Raw genomic sequence first — 13,580 nt, 5'->3', positions numbered from 1 at the left:
GTACGCGGAGATGGGTGCCGGTCACGGGCATGTGCTGTACCGCGAGTCCGGCTCGCCGGTGCACCGGCTCCCGCCCGAGGTCAAGATCGCGGCGATGGTGGTCTTCACCATCGCCGTGGTGGCCACCCCACGCGAGGCGTTCTGGGCCTTCGGCGCGTACGCGGTGCTCGTGGCGGTCGTGGCGGCGCTGGCCCGGGTCGGGCCGCGGTGGTTGCTCAGCCGCGCGCTGATCGAGGTGCCGTTCGTGCTTTTCGCCATCGCGCTGCCGTTCCTCGGCAGCGGTGACCGGGTCGAGGTGCTGGGTCTGCGGCTGTCCGAGGACGGGCTGCACGGGGCGTGGAACATCCTGGCCAAGGGCACCCTGGGCGTGCTCGCCTCACTGCTGCTCGCGGCGACCACCACCACCCGGGACCTGATCGTGGGACTCGACCGGCTGCACTGCCCGCAGGTCCTCACCCAGATCGCCACGTTCATGCTGCGCTACCTGGACGTGCTGGTCGGCGAGGCGCGGCGGATGCGGGTGGCCCGGATGTCCCGGGGTGACGACCCGCGTTTCATCTGGCAGTTGCGCGGCTTCGCCGCCGGGATCGGGGCGTTGTTCCTGCGCGCCTTCGAGCGCGGCGAGCGGGTCTATCTGGCGATGCTGTCCCGGGGTTACAACGGGCGGATGCCTGTCGTGTGGCAGGGCGAGGGCGCGGCGAGCGTCGGCCAGTGGCTGGTGGCGGCGACAGTGCCGGTGCTGGCGGCCTCCATCGCCGCCACCGCCGTCGTGCTGTCATGATCGGTGTCGTGCAGACCGCTGTCTCGCTGGACGTTCGTGGCGTCCGGTACGCGTACCCGGACGGGCACGTCGCCCTGCACGGGGTGGACCTGACCGTGCCGCGCGGGGATCGAGTGGCGCTGCTCGGGCCCAACGGTGCCGGCAAGACCACGTTGGTGCTGCACCTCAACGGCATCCTCGCTCCGGCCGAGGGCAGCGTGAGCGTCGGCGGGCTGACCGTCACGCCGGATCGGGCCACACTGGCCGAGGTGCGTCGCCGGGTGGGCATCGTCTTCCAGGACCCGGACGACCAGTTGTTCCTGCCCACCGTGGCGGAGGACGTGGCGTTCGGTCCGGCGAACCTGGGCCTGCGCGGGGCGGAGTTGACCGCCCGGGTCGACGAGGCGCTCGCCGCCGTGGGGATGGGCGAGCACCGGGACCGGTCGCCGCAGCACCTCTCGTTCGGGCAGCGCCGCCGGGTGGCGGTGGCCACCGTGCTCGCCATGCACCCGGAGATCCTGGTGCTCGACGAACCGTCCTCGAACCTGGACCCGGCGGCCCGTCGTGAGCTGGCCGAGATCCTGCGCGACCTGCCGGTAACCCTGTTGATGGTCACGCACGACCTGCCGTACGCGGCGGAGCTGTGCGAACGGTCGGTGATCCTCGACGGCGGTCGGATCGTCGCCGACGCACCGACCCTGGACCTGCTGACCGACCCGGCCCTGCTGGCCCGTCACCGCCTCGAACTTCCCTACGGCTTCACCCCGCGGCCGTAGCGCCCCGACCGGGAGCGCCCCGACCGGGAGCGCCCCGATCAGTAGCGCCCCGATCGGCAGCGCCCCGATCGGCAGCGCCCCGATCGGCAGCGCCCCGATCAGTAGCACCCCGATCGCCGGCGTCCTCGACGCGCGGCGTACGGGCGGCGGCCCGCGAGGCGGCGTGCAGGCGCAGGACACCGGCGGCTGTCGCTCCGGCACCGGTGATCAGCACCGTCGCCACCATGACGCGGGCGATCTCGGGCGACCACGGCACCGGCGCGATGGACCGGGCGAACACGGCGGCGTTCGACGCACCGGCGAAGAGCGCCAGGCAGGCCCCGGCCAGCGCCACCGGGAAGTCGGCGGCCGTGCGGCGGGCCAACGCGTACCACCCGGCGGCGATCGCGCCGAGCCCGGTGAGCAGCGACCAGATCTGCCCGGACAGCAGCCCGAGCACCACCCCGCCGACACCCTGGGCGCCGGCGTCCAACTCCCGTCCCACCGGGTACACCACGGCGACCGCGCCGCCGACGACCAGCAGCGCACCCAGCGCGGACAGCGCTCGACCGCCGGTCGCCGAGGCGGCGGCGACCAGCCCGAGCGCCCCCACCGCGAGGAGGCCCACGATGGTCACCGTCCACCAGGTGTAGGCGTCCGGCGGCGGCACCCAGTCGAGCGTGCCGCCGATCACCACTGGGTCCGCGCCGTCGCGCAGCGGGACCGTCCAGTCCCGCACCCGGTGTTCCCGGTCGGGCGCGGCGCGTACCGCCGCCGGGGGGCCCGACTCCTGCCACAGCGCCCGTTGGTCGTGCCAGCGCACTGTGGGCCCGTCGGCGACCCGCCGCCAGGACGGCGGTGCGGCCGGGTCGGCCTCCGCCGGCAGTGCGGTGTCTCCGGCCAGGGTGCGGTTCAGGTAGGTGGCGGGGGAGCGGCTGTTCTCGAACACCCCGTCCGGGCCGACCCGCAGGTACGGCTCGCCGGAGTAGCCGATCACCTCGACGGCGCGGCCGGTGCGGTTGGTCAGCTCGAGTCGGGCGCCCGCCTCGACGACGCGTACCTCCAGCCCGGGCCGCGCCGGCGCGACCCCGGTGGTCGTGGTCCGGTAGTCGGTGCCGTCCGGGGCGTCCGCGCCGTGTGCGGCGGCCGGCGCCGCCGTGAGCACCGTGGCCGCGCCGGCCGCGGCGACGACCACCGCGGCGCGGGTCAGCAGGGTACGAATCACTTGCCGGCCGCCGCCACGGCAGCGCTGAGGCCCTGCGGGCTGCGGTCTTCGAGCGGCTGGCCGTTGACCAGGATGGTCGGCGTGCTGGTGACGTTGCTCCGGCTGGCCTCGTCGGTGACGTGCTCGGTCCACGTCCGGTACGTGCCGTCCTTGACGCAGCCGGCGAACGAGCCCCGGTCGAGTCCCACCCCGACGCCGATGTCGATCAGCTCGTCGTTGTCGAGACCGGCGCTGCCCTCCGGCGGCTGCTTGGCGAAGAGCGCCGACGCGTACTCCCGGAACTTGCCGCCGGCCGCCGCGCAGCCGGAGGCGGCCGAGGAGCGGCTGGAGTATTCGGTGGTGGAGAACCGGTTGAGGTACGCCACCGGGTGGTAGACGACAGTGGCCTTGTTCTCGGACGCCAACTGGGTGAGCGTCGCGCCGCTGGTCTGCTCGAACTGGTTGCAGGCCGGGCAGAGGAAGTCCTCGTAGACGTCGACGGTGACCGGGCCGCCGCCGGTGACGATGCCGGTGCCGTCGGCGTTCGCACCGGGCGGGGTGGTGAAGGTGTCCGAGCGCTGGCTGGACCAGATGGCCCATCCGGCGACTCCGGCGATGACCAGGACGACGACGGCGGCGGCGGAGACCCAGATCGTGCGCCGACGGCGCCGCTCGCGGGCGAGCTGCTCGCGGACCACCCGGGCGGCGTCCCGCTGCCCCTTGCGACTACTCATCCTCGTCCTCCACAACGGGCTCGCCGGCCAACCACCCGTCCACCGACACCGGCGTACGCGGCCAGATCAGCAGAAATCCGGCCAATACCAAGAATCCCAGGTCCCGGAGGATCTCCGGGAGATAACTGGGGGCCTGTCCCTCGGCCAACTGCCCGCCGCTGCCGAAGCAGCCGCAGTCGATGGCCAGCCCGCGCGCCCAGGCCGAGGCGATCCCCGCGATGAAGACCACCAGCAGCGCGGCGGAAACCCCGGCGACGAGCCGGGTGGCCAGCCCCACCAGCAGCAGCACGCCCAGCGCCAGTTCGACGAAGGGCAGGGCCGCGCCGATGACCGTCGCCACGTCGTACGGCATCACCTGGTACGCGTTGACAGCCCGCCCGGACGCGGCCAGGTCACCGACCTTCGACGCGCCGGCGACGAGCCAGACGGCGGCGAGGCCGAGCCGGGCCGCAGTGGCGAGCCAGGGCCGGAGCGCAGGCCAACGGCCGGGAGGTGCAGTCACGCTCATTTGTCGTTCCGTCTCCGCCGGAAGTTCCGGGATCAGCCGGCCAGGGCGTCGCCGACCGCCTCGACCAGCTCGTCACGGGCCCGGGCCACCCGGGACCGGATGGTGCCCACCGGCACCCCCTCGACGGCTGCCGCCTCGGCGTACGACAGGCCGAGCAGTTGGGTGAGCACGAACGCGGAGCGTCGCTCGGCGCTGAGTCGGCGGACCAGGTCGGTGGCGCCGAGCTGCCCGGACGGGTCCGGGTGCGGGCGGTCGGTGTGCGCGTTCGCCGTGAGGCGCTCGTCGAGCCGACGGCGACGGATCACCGCGCGCAGGTGGTCGGCGCAGGCCCGACGCGCGATGCCGAGCAGCCAGGTGCGGGCACTGGAGCGGCCCTCGAACGCGGGCAGTGCCCGGAAAGCGCGCAGGTACGTCTCCTGGGTCAGGTCGTCGGCGGTGTCCGGGCCGATCAGGGCGGCAGCGAAACGCCAGACCTCGGCCTGGGTCAGCCGGACGAACGCGGCCTGGGCGGTCGGATCGCCGTGTCGCGCGGTCAACGCCCACTCGGTGGCCTGGTCCCGGGCGACGTCGTCGGCCGGCTGGGCCGGCTCGGCCGGACCGGCGGAACCGGTGTCACGCGGGACAGGGATCACGACAAACCAGGTTACGCGGCGTCCGGCGGGGCGTCACGGTCCTTCGGCTCGTGGATGGTCTGCGCCACGTCGGGAACTTTTCCCCTCCGCGGGCCGACTACCTCCTCATGACACGCGATCCCTCACGCGCGGCGCTGGCGGCTGAGCAGAGTTGAGCCCTTTGCCCGACTCGGGTCGCCGAGATCCACACCTTTCGGCGACCATGGCTGGCATGACTGTCGCCCCCCGCCGCTGGCTCGCCCGGCTGGCTGTCGCCGCCGGCCTGCTGGTCACCGTCGGCGCTCTGCTGATCGCGCCGGCCACCTCCGCGAGCGCCCACGCGGTGCTGCAGAGCAGCAGCCCGGCTGCCTCCTCGGTAGTGCCGAGCGGGCCGTCCGAGGTGGTCCTCACCTTCAGCGAGTCGGTCCGGAAGGTGCCCGGCAAGATCAGGATCATCGCTCCGGACGGCTCCCGCGCCGACCGGGGTGAGCCGGCCTTCGACAACACCGTCGTGACGATCCCGGTGTCCCCGGATGCCGGCCGTGGCACCTATCTGGTCAGCTTCCGGGTGATCTCCGCCGACAGCCACCCGGTGTCCGGCGCGTTCACCTACTCGGTGGGTGCGTCGTCGACGCCTCCGGCCGACTCCGGCGGGGACGACAGCCGCGCCGACCCGGTGGTGAGCAACGCCGTGAAGGTGGCCCGGTTCCTCGGCTACGCGGGCCTGGTGCTGCTGGTCGGGCCGGTGCTGGTGCTCGCCGCGCTGTGGCCGCAGCGGCTGTCCCGGCGCGGACCGACCCGGCTGGCCTGGACCGGCCTCGGCCTGGTGACCGTCGCCACCCTCGCCGACCTGTGGTTGCAGGTGCCGTACACGGGCGGCGGCGGTCTCTTCGAGGTGTCCGGCGAGGGGTTCGGCACCGTCTTCGGCAGCCCGTTCGGTGCCGCCCACCTGGTCCGGCTCGGTCTGCTGGCGGCCTCTGTCTTCCTACTCCGGCCACTGCTGGCCCGGCCGGCCGGGCGCACCGACACGATCATCCTGGCGGTGCTCGGCGTCGCCGCGCTGCTGACCTGGCCGCTGGCCGGGCACCCGGCGGCCTCCCCGGCGCCGGCGGTCTCCGTCGTGGTCGACGCGGTCCACCTCGGCAGCATGGCGGTCTGGCTGGGCGGCCTGCTCATGCTCGCCGTGTTCCTGCTGCGTCAGGCCGACGAGCGGGAGTTGAGCGCGATCCTGCCGATCTGGTCCCGCTGGGCGGCGCTCGCCGTCTCGGCCCTGCTGCTCGGCGGCACCGTCCAGGCGCTGATCGAGGTGGCCACCCCGCAGGCGCTGGTCAGCACCACCTATGGCCAGCTGCTACTGGCCAAGATCGCTCTGTTCGCTGTGGTGATCGGCGTGGCCGCGTACTCCCGGCAGCTGGTGCGCAGCCGGGTCGCGGCGCAGCGCCCCGTCCCGGTCCGCCGGGCGGTCTGGGTGGAGTTGGCGGTCACGGCGGTGGTGTTGGGCCTGTCCGCGACGCTGGTGCAGACGCCGCCCGCCCGGACCGCCTCCGCCGAGTCGTCCGAGGTCTCGGCCGGCCTGTTCAGCACCTCACTGACCAGCACGCTCTACACGATGCAGGTCGAGCTGAGCCCGGCCGAGCGGGGCAACAACTCGATCCACCTGTACGCGTACAGCAAGGACAACCTGCCGCTGCCGGTCAAGGAGTGGCGGGCGACAGTGGCGCTGCCCTCGGCCGGGATCGAGCCGATCGAGGTCCCGTTGCTGCCGTTGACCGACAACCACGCCTACGGCGACATCAGCCTGCCGGCCGCCGGCGAGTGGCAACTGAAGATCACCGCCCGTACGACCGACATCGACCAGGCAACGGTGACCGCCACCGTGCCCATCCGTTAGAGAGGTCCGCGTAACCCATGACCCGATTCCGGCGTACCGCAACCGCCGCTGCCGCCCTGGCGATCACCGCCGCCGCCACCGCTGTGCTGGGCTTCGCCGGACCGGCGTCCGCTCACGTCACAGTGAACCCGAAGGAGGCGACCCAGGGCGGCTACGCGCGGGTGGCGTTCCGGGTGCCCAACGAGAGCGACACGGCCTCGACCAACAAGCTGGAGGTGGTGCTGCCGGAGAACGCCCCGGTCGGCTCGGTGTCGACGATGCCGGTGCCCGGCTGGACGGTGGCCACCGAGAAGCGCAAGGTGGACCCGCCGATCGAGGTGCACGGCAGCCAGCTCACCGAGGCGGTCTCCAAGATCACCTGGACGGCCACCGGCGACGCGGCGGTGAAGCCGGGGCAGTTCCAGGAGTTCCCCGTCTCGATGGGGCCGCTGCCGAAGGTCGACACGATGGTCTTCAAGGTCCTGCAGACCTACTCGGACGGCAACATCTCGCGGTGGATCGACGACCCGGCGCCGGGCGGCGAGGAGCCGGAGAACCCCGCGCCGGTGCTCACTCTGGCCGCCGCCGCGCCGGAGGGTGCGGCCACGCCGACCGCTGCTGCCGTCGCGGCCCCCGACGACGACGATGACGACGAGGGCAACGGCCTCGCTGTCGGCCTCGGCGTGGCGGGCCTCGTCGCCGGCCTGGCCGGCCTGGTGCTGGGCGGTCTGGCGTTCACGCGGACCCGCCGGGAGCCGGTCGCCAAGGCCTGACCCCGCCGCATCCGCTGGCCCGCCCGGACACCACCGGGCGGGCCGGCGCGTTTTCGGGACCTTGGTTGCTGTGCCCCGACGGGCGGGTGGCCCTCCGCGCTGCCGACGCGGGGGGCCACCTTCACCGGGGGAGCGGTGCTACCCGAGCGACGCTTGAGGTAGATGAGGCCAGATTAGCGCTGCTCGTGGCTAGTGGACAGACTTGTCCATTTGGCGCGATTTTTCGCGGCGTGTCCCCATGGCCTGCACCGAGCGGACCGGGAGGGCCGCCAACAGCAGCAGGCTGAGCAGCACGTAGCTGTTCTGGAGGACGAAGTCCATCGGATCATGGGTGCGTACCGGGGCCACCCCCCATTTCTGGAACGTCACCACGCCGTAGACGATCACGGCGGTGGTGCCCACCGCGACGGCCGACAACCACCAACGCCGACGCGCCTCGTCCGGTCGGTCGGCACTCAACGCCGCGTCCGCGAGCAGCACCACCGCCGGCACGAACCAGTAGATGTGGTGGGTCCAGGTGATCGGGCTCGCCAGCGAACCGACCAGCCCGGTCAGCGTCAGCCCCGTCAACGCGTCACCGGCCCGGGCGGCGCGGGTGGCCCGCCAGAGCCCGTAGACGGCGACCACGGCGACCACCAGCAGCCAGAGCAGCCGGTCCGGCTTCTCCGGTGCGGTGAACCGGCTGAGTAGGCCGAAGAGCGACTGGTTGCCGACGTAGTCGGTGCGTCCCACCCGCTCGGTGTCCCACAGCTCCTGCGTCCAGAACCGCCACGAGTCACTGGGGGCTATCGCCGCCGCGAGCAGCGTCGCCGCCGCCGCGGTCGCGCTCGCCACCGCCGCGGCCCGCCACCGTCGGGTGGCCAGCAGGTAGACGATGAAGATGCCGGGGAAGAGCTTCAACGCGGTCGCCAGCCCCACGCCCACCCCGGCCCACCGTCGGGCCTGCGGCACGGCGAACAGGAGGTCGGCCAGGATCAGCACGACCAACAGCATGTTGATCTGGCCGAAGGTGATCGTCTCGCGCGTGCTCTCCACGGCCAGCACCAAGAGCACGGCGGCGGTCACCGTGAACGTGCGCGGCAGGCCGTGCCGGGCGATGACCGGCATCACCAACCAGCGGGTGGTGAGCACCACGGCCAGCACGGTGAGCACCGTGAAGATCGTCACGGTGGCACCCAGCTTCAGCAGGCCGAACGGCCACAGCAGCAGCGCGCTGAACGGCGGGTAGGTGAAGTACAGCTCGCCCTGCACCCGGTCCGGCTGGACGTAGTCGTAGAGCGGGTGGCCGACCCGCCACCAGTCCATGGCCGACATGTAGATCTTGAGATCGAAGAAGTTGTGGACGAGGCCGGGCAGGTAGAGCGCCGGCAGCACGGCGAGGAGGGCGACCACAGCGACCAGGCGACGGACCAGACGGCCGCCGGGATCGTCGTCCGTGACGGCGGGCGGTGCGACGGGTTCTGCTGGCACCCCGAAACCCTAGCGGGCCGGTCCGCCGAGAGCGCGCAGCCGCGGGGCGTGGGCTGCGCGTAGGCTGTGCCGGTGGCTGATCTCCTTGTCTGGATCGACTGTGAGATGACCGGGTTGGACCTCGGCAGGGACAAACTGATCGAGGTTGCGGCACTGGTCACCGATCCCGACCTCAACGTGCTGGGTGACGGTGTCGACGTGGTGATCCACGCCGACGAGGCGGCGTTGGAGGCGATGCCGGAGATCGTCCAGACGATGCACGCCAAATCCGGCCTGACCGACGAGGTCCGCCGGTCGGTGGTGACCCTCGCCGAGGCCGAGGACCGGGTGATGGAGTACGTCACCAGCTTCGTGAAGGATCCGCGCACCGCGCCGCTGTGCGGCAACTCGATCGCCACCGACCGGGGCTTCATCGCCCGGGACATGCCCCGCCTCGACGCGCACCTGCACTACCGCATGATCGACGTCTCGTCGATCAAGGAACTCTGCCGTCGTTGGTATCCGCGTGTGTACTTCGGCCAGCCGCAGAAGGGGCTCGCCCACCGGGCGCTGGCCGACATCCGGGAGAGCATCCGGGAGTTGGAGTACTACCGGCGGACGCTCTTCGTCCCGCTCCCCGGTCCGGACGTGGAGACCGCCAAGGCGATCGCCGCCGAGCTCTGACCCCCGCTCGCGTCGAGCGGGGAACCCGCTGGACGTGCCCGGCTTCGGTGCCGCTATCATTGGTGCGCACCCCGCCCGGGGCGATCGACCGGGCGACGGCGGCGTGGTGGCTGTAGCTCAGTTGGCAGAGCACCGGGTTGTGGTCCCGGTTGTCGTGGGTTCAATTCCCATCAGTCACCCGGCTAGTGGATCTTCTCCACCGCAGCTCAGGCCCCCTCTTCGGAGGGGGCCTGAGTCGTCTTAGGGGACTGGTAGGGGAACTCAGTTCGGCGAGTTTCCCTCGTCGCGGCGCGTGACCCCGTCCGCGTATCCCTCGACGTATCCCTCGACCCGGGCCGCGGTGGTCGGGTCGGTGTCCGCCGAGAGACGCTGGCGCTGGTTGGCGACCTGAAGTCCGCCGACCGTATCCGCATCGATCTGACGGGTGAAGCCGATCGTGTCGCCCTGGGCGGAGCGGGAGGCGTAGGTCTGGCCGTTGGAGCGGTGGACTGCCACGCGGCGGGGGGGTCGGCTGTCGCACTGCTCGGCGAGCATCTGCTCCACTCTGGCGAGCCGGTCGGCCAGCTCCTGGCGCTGGGCGTCGCTGGAGCGCACCACCCAGCCGCACCCGCCGACGGCGAACAGGCCGGTGAGGAGCGGGTACGTGCCGAACGGAAAGTTCACCGGCGTCAGGTGGTCAACGAGGAAGAGAGCGGTGGCGAAGACGATCGCGGCGACAGCGAGGATGAGGTAGCCGTACTCGGTGTGGCGTCGCGGAGGGTCTGCGGTTTGGGGTCCCCACGTGTGTTCCATCGCGGGAGTCTCGCGGATGGGACGAGGGCGCAGAACCGGGATGCGCCCGGACTTGCAGATAGCGAAACATCAGTGACGCTCGCGTTACGTACTGGTCACTTCCGACGATTCAAGTCTCCTGGCCGTTGCCTCACTCTGGACGGAAGGCCACCTCGAACCGGTCCGCCGGGTATAGATCATGTAGGCCGTCCGGGTGTATCACGATCAATACGGGAACCCCCTCCGGCACCTCATGTCGCATCCGTTCCTCCGGGGTCGGCTGCCTGGCGGCCACCCGGTCGGCGGCGTCGACCAGCACCACCTCAACGGCGGGTCGCTCCCGGACCCGAATCCCGACCCCGTGGCTCAGCTCAACGAGGCCCTCGGAGCGCAGCGCGGCCATGGCAGCCTGCACCGTCGCCTTGCCCACCCCGTACTCGTACCGCAGTCGCGGCGCCGGCGGCAGCAGCGACCCAGGGGTCCACTCGCCAGCAGCGATCCGCCTCCGCAGCAGCTCAGCGAGCTGGCGGTGCGCAGGAACACCCGAGTGCGGGTCGATCACGCCCCGGACCGTAGGGAACTGGTACCGACAGGTTGGGTGGTCAGGTGGACCGGTCCACCGGTCCACCTACTGGGGCGGTGTTGCCGCCACAAAACTGCCCTTGCCCTGATGTGTCTCGATCCAGCCGCGTTCGTCGAGGATGCGCAGCGCGTACCGGATCGGTGTCGCCGACGCGTCGTACTGCGCGCACAGCTCAGCGATCGACGGCAGCTTGTCGCCCGGCTTCAGCGTGCCGGACCGGATCGACGCGGACACGTCGTCGATCACCTGTTCGTAGACAGGTCGTCTGGGCATGGCGGGGCCACCTCTCGTCAGCCCCTTGAGCCTGGCACCAGACATGACACTCTGTGCACACAGTGTTGACTGTGCATACACAGCACTCTAGGTTCGGCCGTGTCGGGCCTCTCGTCAGCAGCGGAGCGCCCGCGCCGGGCGGGGTGATCCCCCGTGACGCCCCGCCCGGCCCCCACACCTCCACTGCTGGGAGGCCTGACGATGAGCGACCCATTCCGGCACACCTGGCCTCACGGGCGCTGCCCCGACGGTGACAGCGTCAGGGCGCAGGAGCCGCTCCCCGACCCGCTGCCGCCGCGCGACTTGCGCCGTGCTCGTCTCGCCGCCGCCCTGGTCGCGGTCATGGTCCTGGTGGGCATCGTGATCGGGGCGCTGCGGTGAGGCCCGACCCCGGCGCGGTGGTGCTGGTCGGCCCCGAGTGCAGCGTGCAGTTCAGTGGCAGTCGTGCGGTGCGGGTACAGGTCGTCAGCGTCGATGAGCGGACGAACTACCCGGGGTGGATCTGGTTGACCGGGTATGTGCTCGGGCCGAGGGGACAGGCGGTCGACAAGCGGGAGTTGTACGTCCAGGCGGCTGGGTTGAAGGTGCTCCAGCTCCCTGCGGTCACGGTGGCCGCACCGGGCCGCCGGGCCAGGGTGCCGGCCCCGAACTGACCGAACGACGAAGCCCCCGACCGGGTGGGTCGGGGGCTTTCCTGCGTTTGGGGCTACTGCTCGCCGACCTTGCGTTTCCGGATGAACTCCGCCACCGCCGTCGGCGTGACGTACCGGTAGCCGCTCTCCGCCTTGTACCAGTCTTTGCCCTGCTCACCAAACTTCCCGGCGTCGATGCGGCGCCGGATCGTGTCGATGCTGTCCGGGTAGCCGGCGGCCTGGATCAGGTTTGTCGCCTGTTGCGCACTGAGCCACTCGGAAGCCACGCCCACCCTCTCCGTCGGTCCTCGCAACTGTGGCGAGTCTCCCGATGATCGCAGACGCGGCGGTGCCAGCGCAGTACCGGTAGGTGGCGACATGCCCAGAGGGTAGCAACAGTGGCAACTATCGCAACTCTGTGACATCCTGATCGACATGAACCTCCCCGACTGGGCCGCCTGGATCCCCGACGCACTCGACGTCGCGCAGCAGAACGCGCAGCACGTCGCCGTCGGGGCCGGCATCATCGGCGCACTCATCGGCGCACGAACCATCCGCCGATTCACGAAGGACCGCGAGCACGACGAGGTTGCGACCAACCTGGGCGTGCTGCTCTTCCTGGTCGTCACCACGGAGGGCATGTGGGAGGTCGTCCGCAACAAGCTCGGCGTGCCCGTGCCCCTGGCTGTCGCGATGTTCGCCGCGTACGACGTGGTGATCTACGCGCAGCGAGCCTCAGCGCTCAAGGCGCTCGCGAAGGACAAGAACGCCCGAATCGGCCTCTACCTGGCGATCATCTGGGGCATGTCGATCGCCGCGTCGATCACTGTGAGCTTCGCCAGCGGCAACGCCGCCGTGTGGTTCCTGCGGTTCTTCTCCCCGCTCGTCGGTGCCGCCCTCGCCACCCAGAAGATCCTCGCCAAGCGGGGCGACGGGGCGAAGCGGCAGGAGTCCAACTGGATCTGGACGCCGGACCGCCTGCTGGTGAAGTGGGGGTGGAAGAAGCCCGGGGCGGTCGACGACCTCAGCGAGGTGTTCGCCCAGCGGCGCATCGCCGCCCTGGTCGACGCCGGCCTGTCGCTGTACGCCGAGCAGGAAGCCGCGAAGCTCCACGCGGGCGAACCGGCCAAGGCATCGCGGTGGCGCCGGCGTGAGGACCCCCTGGTCGCCGCCCGACGCCGGGTCCAGCAGTTGACGAAAGCCGCCACCCCGGAAGACGTGGCGGCGGCCCGCAAGCAGCTACGGCTCACCCTCAACATCGAGCAGGAGCTGTTCCGCCCGGACGAAGACCTGGACGAGCGCGGACGGCAGACCCTCGACGACGTTCGGCTCATCATGCGCGACGCCACCGAGCGGGTCCGCATGGTCCAACCGCCGGCCGCCCTGGTGGACCAGATCCGGTCCAACGGCCTGGTCCAGATGCGGCCCGAGGTCGCGGACCAGATCTGGACCAGGGCAGTGGACCAGCACTGGTCCAGCGGACGGACCAACGGCACGGACCTGTCGCGGACCAAACCCGGCGCGGTGGACCAGCCCCGGACCAGCGGGTCCGTACCGGCGGCCCGAGCCACCACGGAGCGGCGGAGCACCGCCCGCGTGGACCGAGCCAGGCCGGTCAGCCCGGCTGCCGGCGGAGAGGTTCCGCCGAAGGTGCGGGAGATGGCTAAGGCGCTGGCGAAGAAGTTCCGGGGCGAGATTCCGGCCCGCGCCGAGGTCATGCGCGTCATGGGCTGGACGTCGGCGGACTACACCGGCAAGGCCATCAACCTGGTCCGCGCCGAGCGGACCACGACCACCACGAAGGAGAGCTGAGATGCCGCAGAACGAGTCCGTGATCCCGTCGACGACCGAGACGCTGCGGGCGCAGCGCAGGGAGCAGCAGAACAAGGCGAACGGCGTCGAGACCCCGATCTCCCGCCGCTCCGCCCGCCTGATCGCCGAGCAGCAGAACCGGCGCTGACCCACCCACAAGC

At 71.5% G+C, this 13,580-nt stretch carries 18 protein-coding genes and 1 tRNA gene; 10 read left to right on the top strand and 9 right to left on the bottom strand.

Annotated elements, in window-relative coordinates:
* Positions 1-10 precede the first annotated feature (10 nt).
* Both cbiQ and O3438_RS16895 read left to right on the top strand, forming a co-directional pair.
* Entirely contained in the window at positions 11-781 is a 771-nt protein-coding gene (cbiQ, locus tag O3438_RS16900; protein ID WP_269680865.1) for a cobalt ECF transporter T component CbiQ, read from the top strand.
* Positions 778-1,536, top strand: coding sequence for an energy-coupling factor ABC transporter ATP-binding protein (locus tag O3438_RS16895; RefSeq protein ID WP_088986081.1), 759 nt, complete (start codon positions 778-780; stop codon positions 1,534-1,536). The genes cbiQ and O3438_RS16895 overlap by 4 nt, the downstream gene beginning before the upstream one ends.
* Here O3438_RS16895 and O3438_RS16890 read toward each other — a convergent pair.
* The 4 genes from O3438_RS16890 to O3438_RS16875 are packed head-to-tail and all read right to left on the bottom strand — an operon-like array spanning position 1,520 to position 4,593.
* Entirely contained in the window at positions 1,520-2,740 is a 1,221-nt protein-coding gene (locus tag O3438_RS16890; protein WP_269680864.1) for a hypothetical protein, read from the bottom strand. The genes O3438_RS16895 and O3438_RS16890 overlap by 17 nt on opposite strands.
* On the bottom strand, positions 2,737-3,453 hold the full coding sequence (locus O3438_RS16885) for a DsbA family protein (protein ID WP_269680863.1): 717 nt from the start codon (positions 3,451-3,453) through the stop codon (positions 2,737-2,739). The genes O3438_RS16890 and O3438_RS16885 overlap by 4 nt, the downstream gene beginning before the upstream one ends.
* Positions 3,446-3,961 (bottom strand): MauE/DoxX family redox-associated membrane protein, encoded by a 516-nt coding sequence (locus O3438_RS16880; protein ID WP_269680862.1) that lies wholly within the window; start codon positions 3,959-3,961, stop codon positions 3,446-3,448. The genes O3438_RS16885 and O3438_RS16880 overlap by 8 nt, the downstream gene beginning before the upstream one ends.
* A gap of 32 nt (positions 3,962-3,993) precedes the next feature.
* On the bottom strand, positions 3,994-4,593 hold the full coding sequence (locus O3438_RS16875) for a sigma-70 family RNA polymerase sigma factor (RefSeq protein WP_269680861.1): 600 nt from the start codon (positions 4,591-4,593) through the stop codon (positions 3,994-3,996).
* Between the two features lie 202 nt (positions 4,594-4,795).
* Between O3438_RS16875 and O3438_RS16870 the strand changes: the two genes are divergently transcribed.
* Together O3438_RS16870 and O3438_RS16865 are read left to right on the top strand one after the other, a co-directional pair.
* On the top strand, positions 4,796-6,463 hold the full coding sequence (locus O3438_RS16870) for a copper resistance CopC/CopD family protein (RefSeq protein WP_269680860.1): 1,668 nt from the start codon (positions 4,796-4,798) through the stop codon (positions 6,461-6,463).
* A 17-nt stretch (positions 6,464-6,480) separates the two neighbouring features.
* Positions 6,481-7,215: a YcnI family copper-binding membrane protein gene (locus tag O3438_RS16865; RefSeq protein WP_145785236.1), complete on the top strand. Its 735-nt coding sequence runs from the start codon at positions 6,481-6,483 to the stop codon at positions 7,213-7,215.
* A gap of 189 nt (positions 7,216-7,404) precedes the next feature.
* Here O3438_RS16865 and O3438_RS16860 read toward each other — a convergent pair whose 3' ends face one another.
* Complete coding sequence (locus O3438_RS16860) at positions 7,405-8,685, bottom strand: glycosyltransferase 87 family protein (protein WP_269680859.1); 1,281 nt, start codon at positions 8,683-8,685, stop codon at positions 7,405-7,407.
* A 66-nt stretch (positions 8,686-8,751) separates the two neighbouring features.
* Here O3438_RS16860 and orn point away from each other — a divergent pair, with 66 nt between their 5' ends.
* Both orn and O3438_RS16850 read left to right on the top strand, forming a co-directional pair.
* Positions 8,752-9,348 carry an oligoribonuclease gene (gene orn, locus O3438_RS16855; RefSeq protein ID WP_269680858.1) on the top strand — a complete coding sequence of 199 codons (597 nt, stop codon included), beginning with the start codon at positions 8,752-8,754 and terminating at the stop codon, positions 9,346-9,348.
* Positions 9,349-9,454: 106 nt separating this feature from the next.
* Positions 9,455-9,527: transfer RNA gene (locus tag O3438_RS16850), tRNA-His, on the top strand.
* Positions 9,528-9,609: 82 nt separating this feature from the next.
* Here the strand turns inward: O3438_RS16850 and O3438_RS16845 are convergent.
* The 3 genes from O3438_RS16845 to O3438_RS16835 all read right to left on the bottom strand — a co-directional run bounded on the left by O3438_RS16845 (position 9,610) and on the right by O3438_RS16835 (position 10,975).
* Entirely contained in the window at positions 9,610-10,140 is a 531-nt protein-coding gene (locus tag O3438_RS16845; RefSeq protein WP_269680857.1) for a hypothetical protein, read from the bottom strand.
* 130 nt (positions 10,141-10,270) lie between these two features.
* Positions 10,271-10,681 (bottom strand): GntR family transcriptional regulator, encoded by a 411-nt coding sequence (locus O3438_RS16840; protein WP_269680856.1) that lies wholly within the window; start codon positions 10,679-10,681, stop codon positions 10,271-10,273.
* A 66-nt stretch (positions 10,682-10,747) separates the two neighbouring features.
* Complete coding sequence (locus O3438_RS16835; protein WP_269680855.1) at positions 10,748-10,975, bottom strand: winged helix-turn-helix domain-containing protein; 228 nt, start codon at positions 10,973-10,975, stop codon at positions 10,748-10,750.
* A 201-nt stretch (positions 10,976-11,176) separates the two neighbouring features.
* On the opposite strand from O3438_RS16835, the gene O3438_RS16830 reads away from it, so the two are divergent.
* Complete coding sequence (locus O3438_RS16830) at positions 11,177-11,356, top strand: hypothetical protein (RefSeq protein WP_269680854.1); 180 nt, start codon at positions 11,177-11,179, stop codon at positions 11,354-11,356.
* Positions 11,353-11,628, top strand: a complete 276-nt coding sequence (locus O3438_RS16825; RefSeq protein WP_269680853.1) for a hypothetical protein — start codon at positions 11,353-11,355, stop codon at positions 11,626-11,628. The genes O3438_RS16830 and O3438_RS16825 overlap by 4 nt, the downstream gene beginning before the upstream one ends.
* Before the next feature lie 53 nt (positions 11,629-11,681).
* Here the strand turns inward: O3438_RS16825 and O3438_RS16820 are convergent, their stop codons facing one another.
* On the bottom strand, positions 11,682-11,894 hold the full coding sequence (locus tag O3438_RS16820) for a hypothetical protein (RefSeq protein ID WP_269680852.1): 213 nt from the start codon (positions 11,892-11,894) through the stop codon (positions 11,682-11,684).
* 148 nt (positions 11,895-12,042) lie between these two features.
* On the opposite strand from O3438_RS16820, the gene O3438_RS16815 reads away from it, so the two are divergent.
* Positions 12,043-13,419: a hypothetical protein gene (locus O3438_RS16815; RefSeq protein WP_269680851.1), complete on the top strand. Its 1,377-nt coding sequence runs from the start codon at positions 12,043-12,045 to the stop codon at positions 13,417-13,419.
* A gap of 1 nt (position 13,420) precedes the next feature.
* Positions 13,421-13,567 carry a hypothetical protein gene (locus O3438_RS16810; RefSeq protein WP_269680850.1) on the top strand — a complete coding sequence of 49 codons (147 nt, stop codon included), beginning with the start codon at positions 13,421-13,423 and terminating at the stop codon, positions 13,565-13,567.
* Positions 13,568-13,580 lie beyond the last annotated feature (13 nt).

The sequence above is a fragment of the Micromonospora sp. WMMC250 genome, assembly GCF_027460215.1.
GTDB classification, from domain to species: Bacteria; Actinomycetota; Actinomycetes; order Mycobacteriales; family Micromonosporaceae; genus Micromonospora; species Micromonospora taraxaci.
Note: the sequence above shows the minus strand (reverse complement) of the source record. Positions and strands in the feature narration are given on the sequence as shown.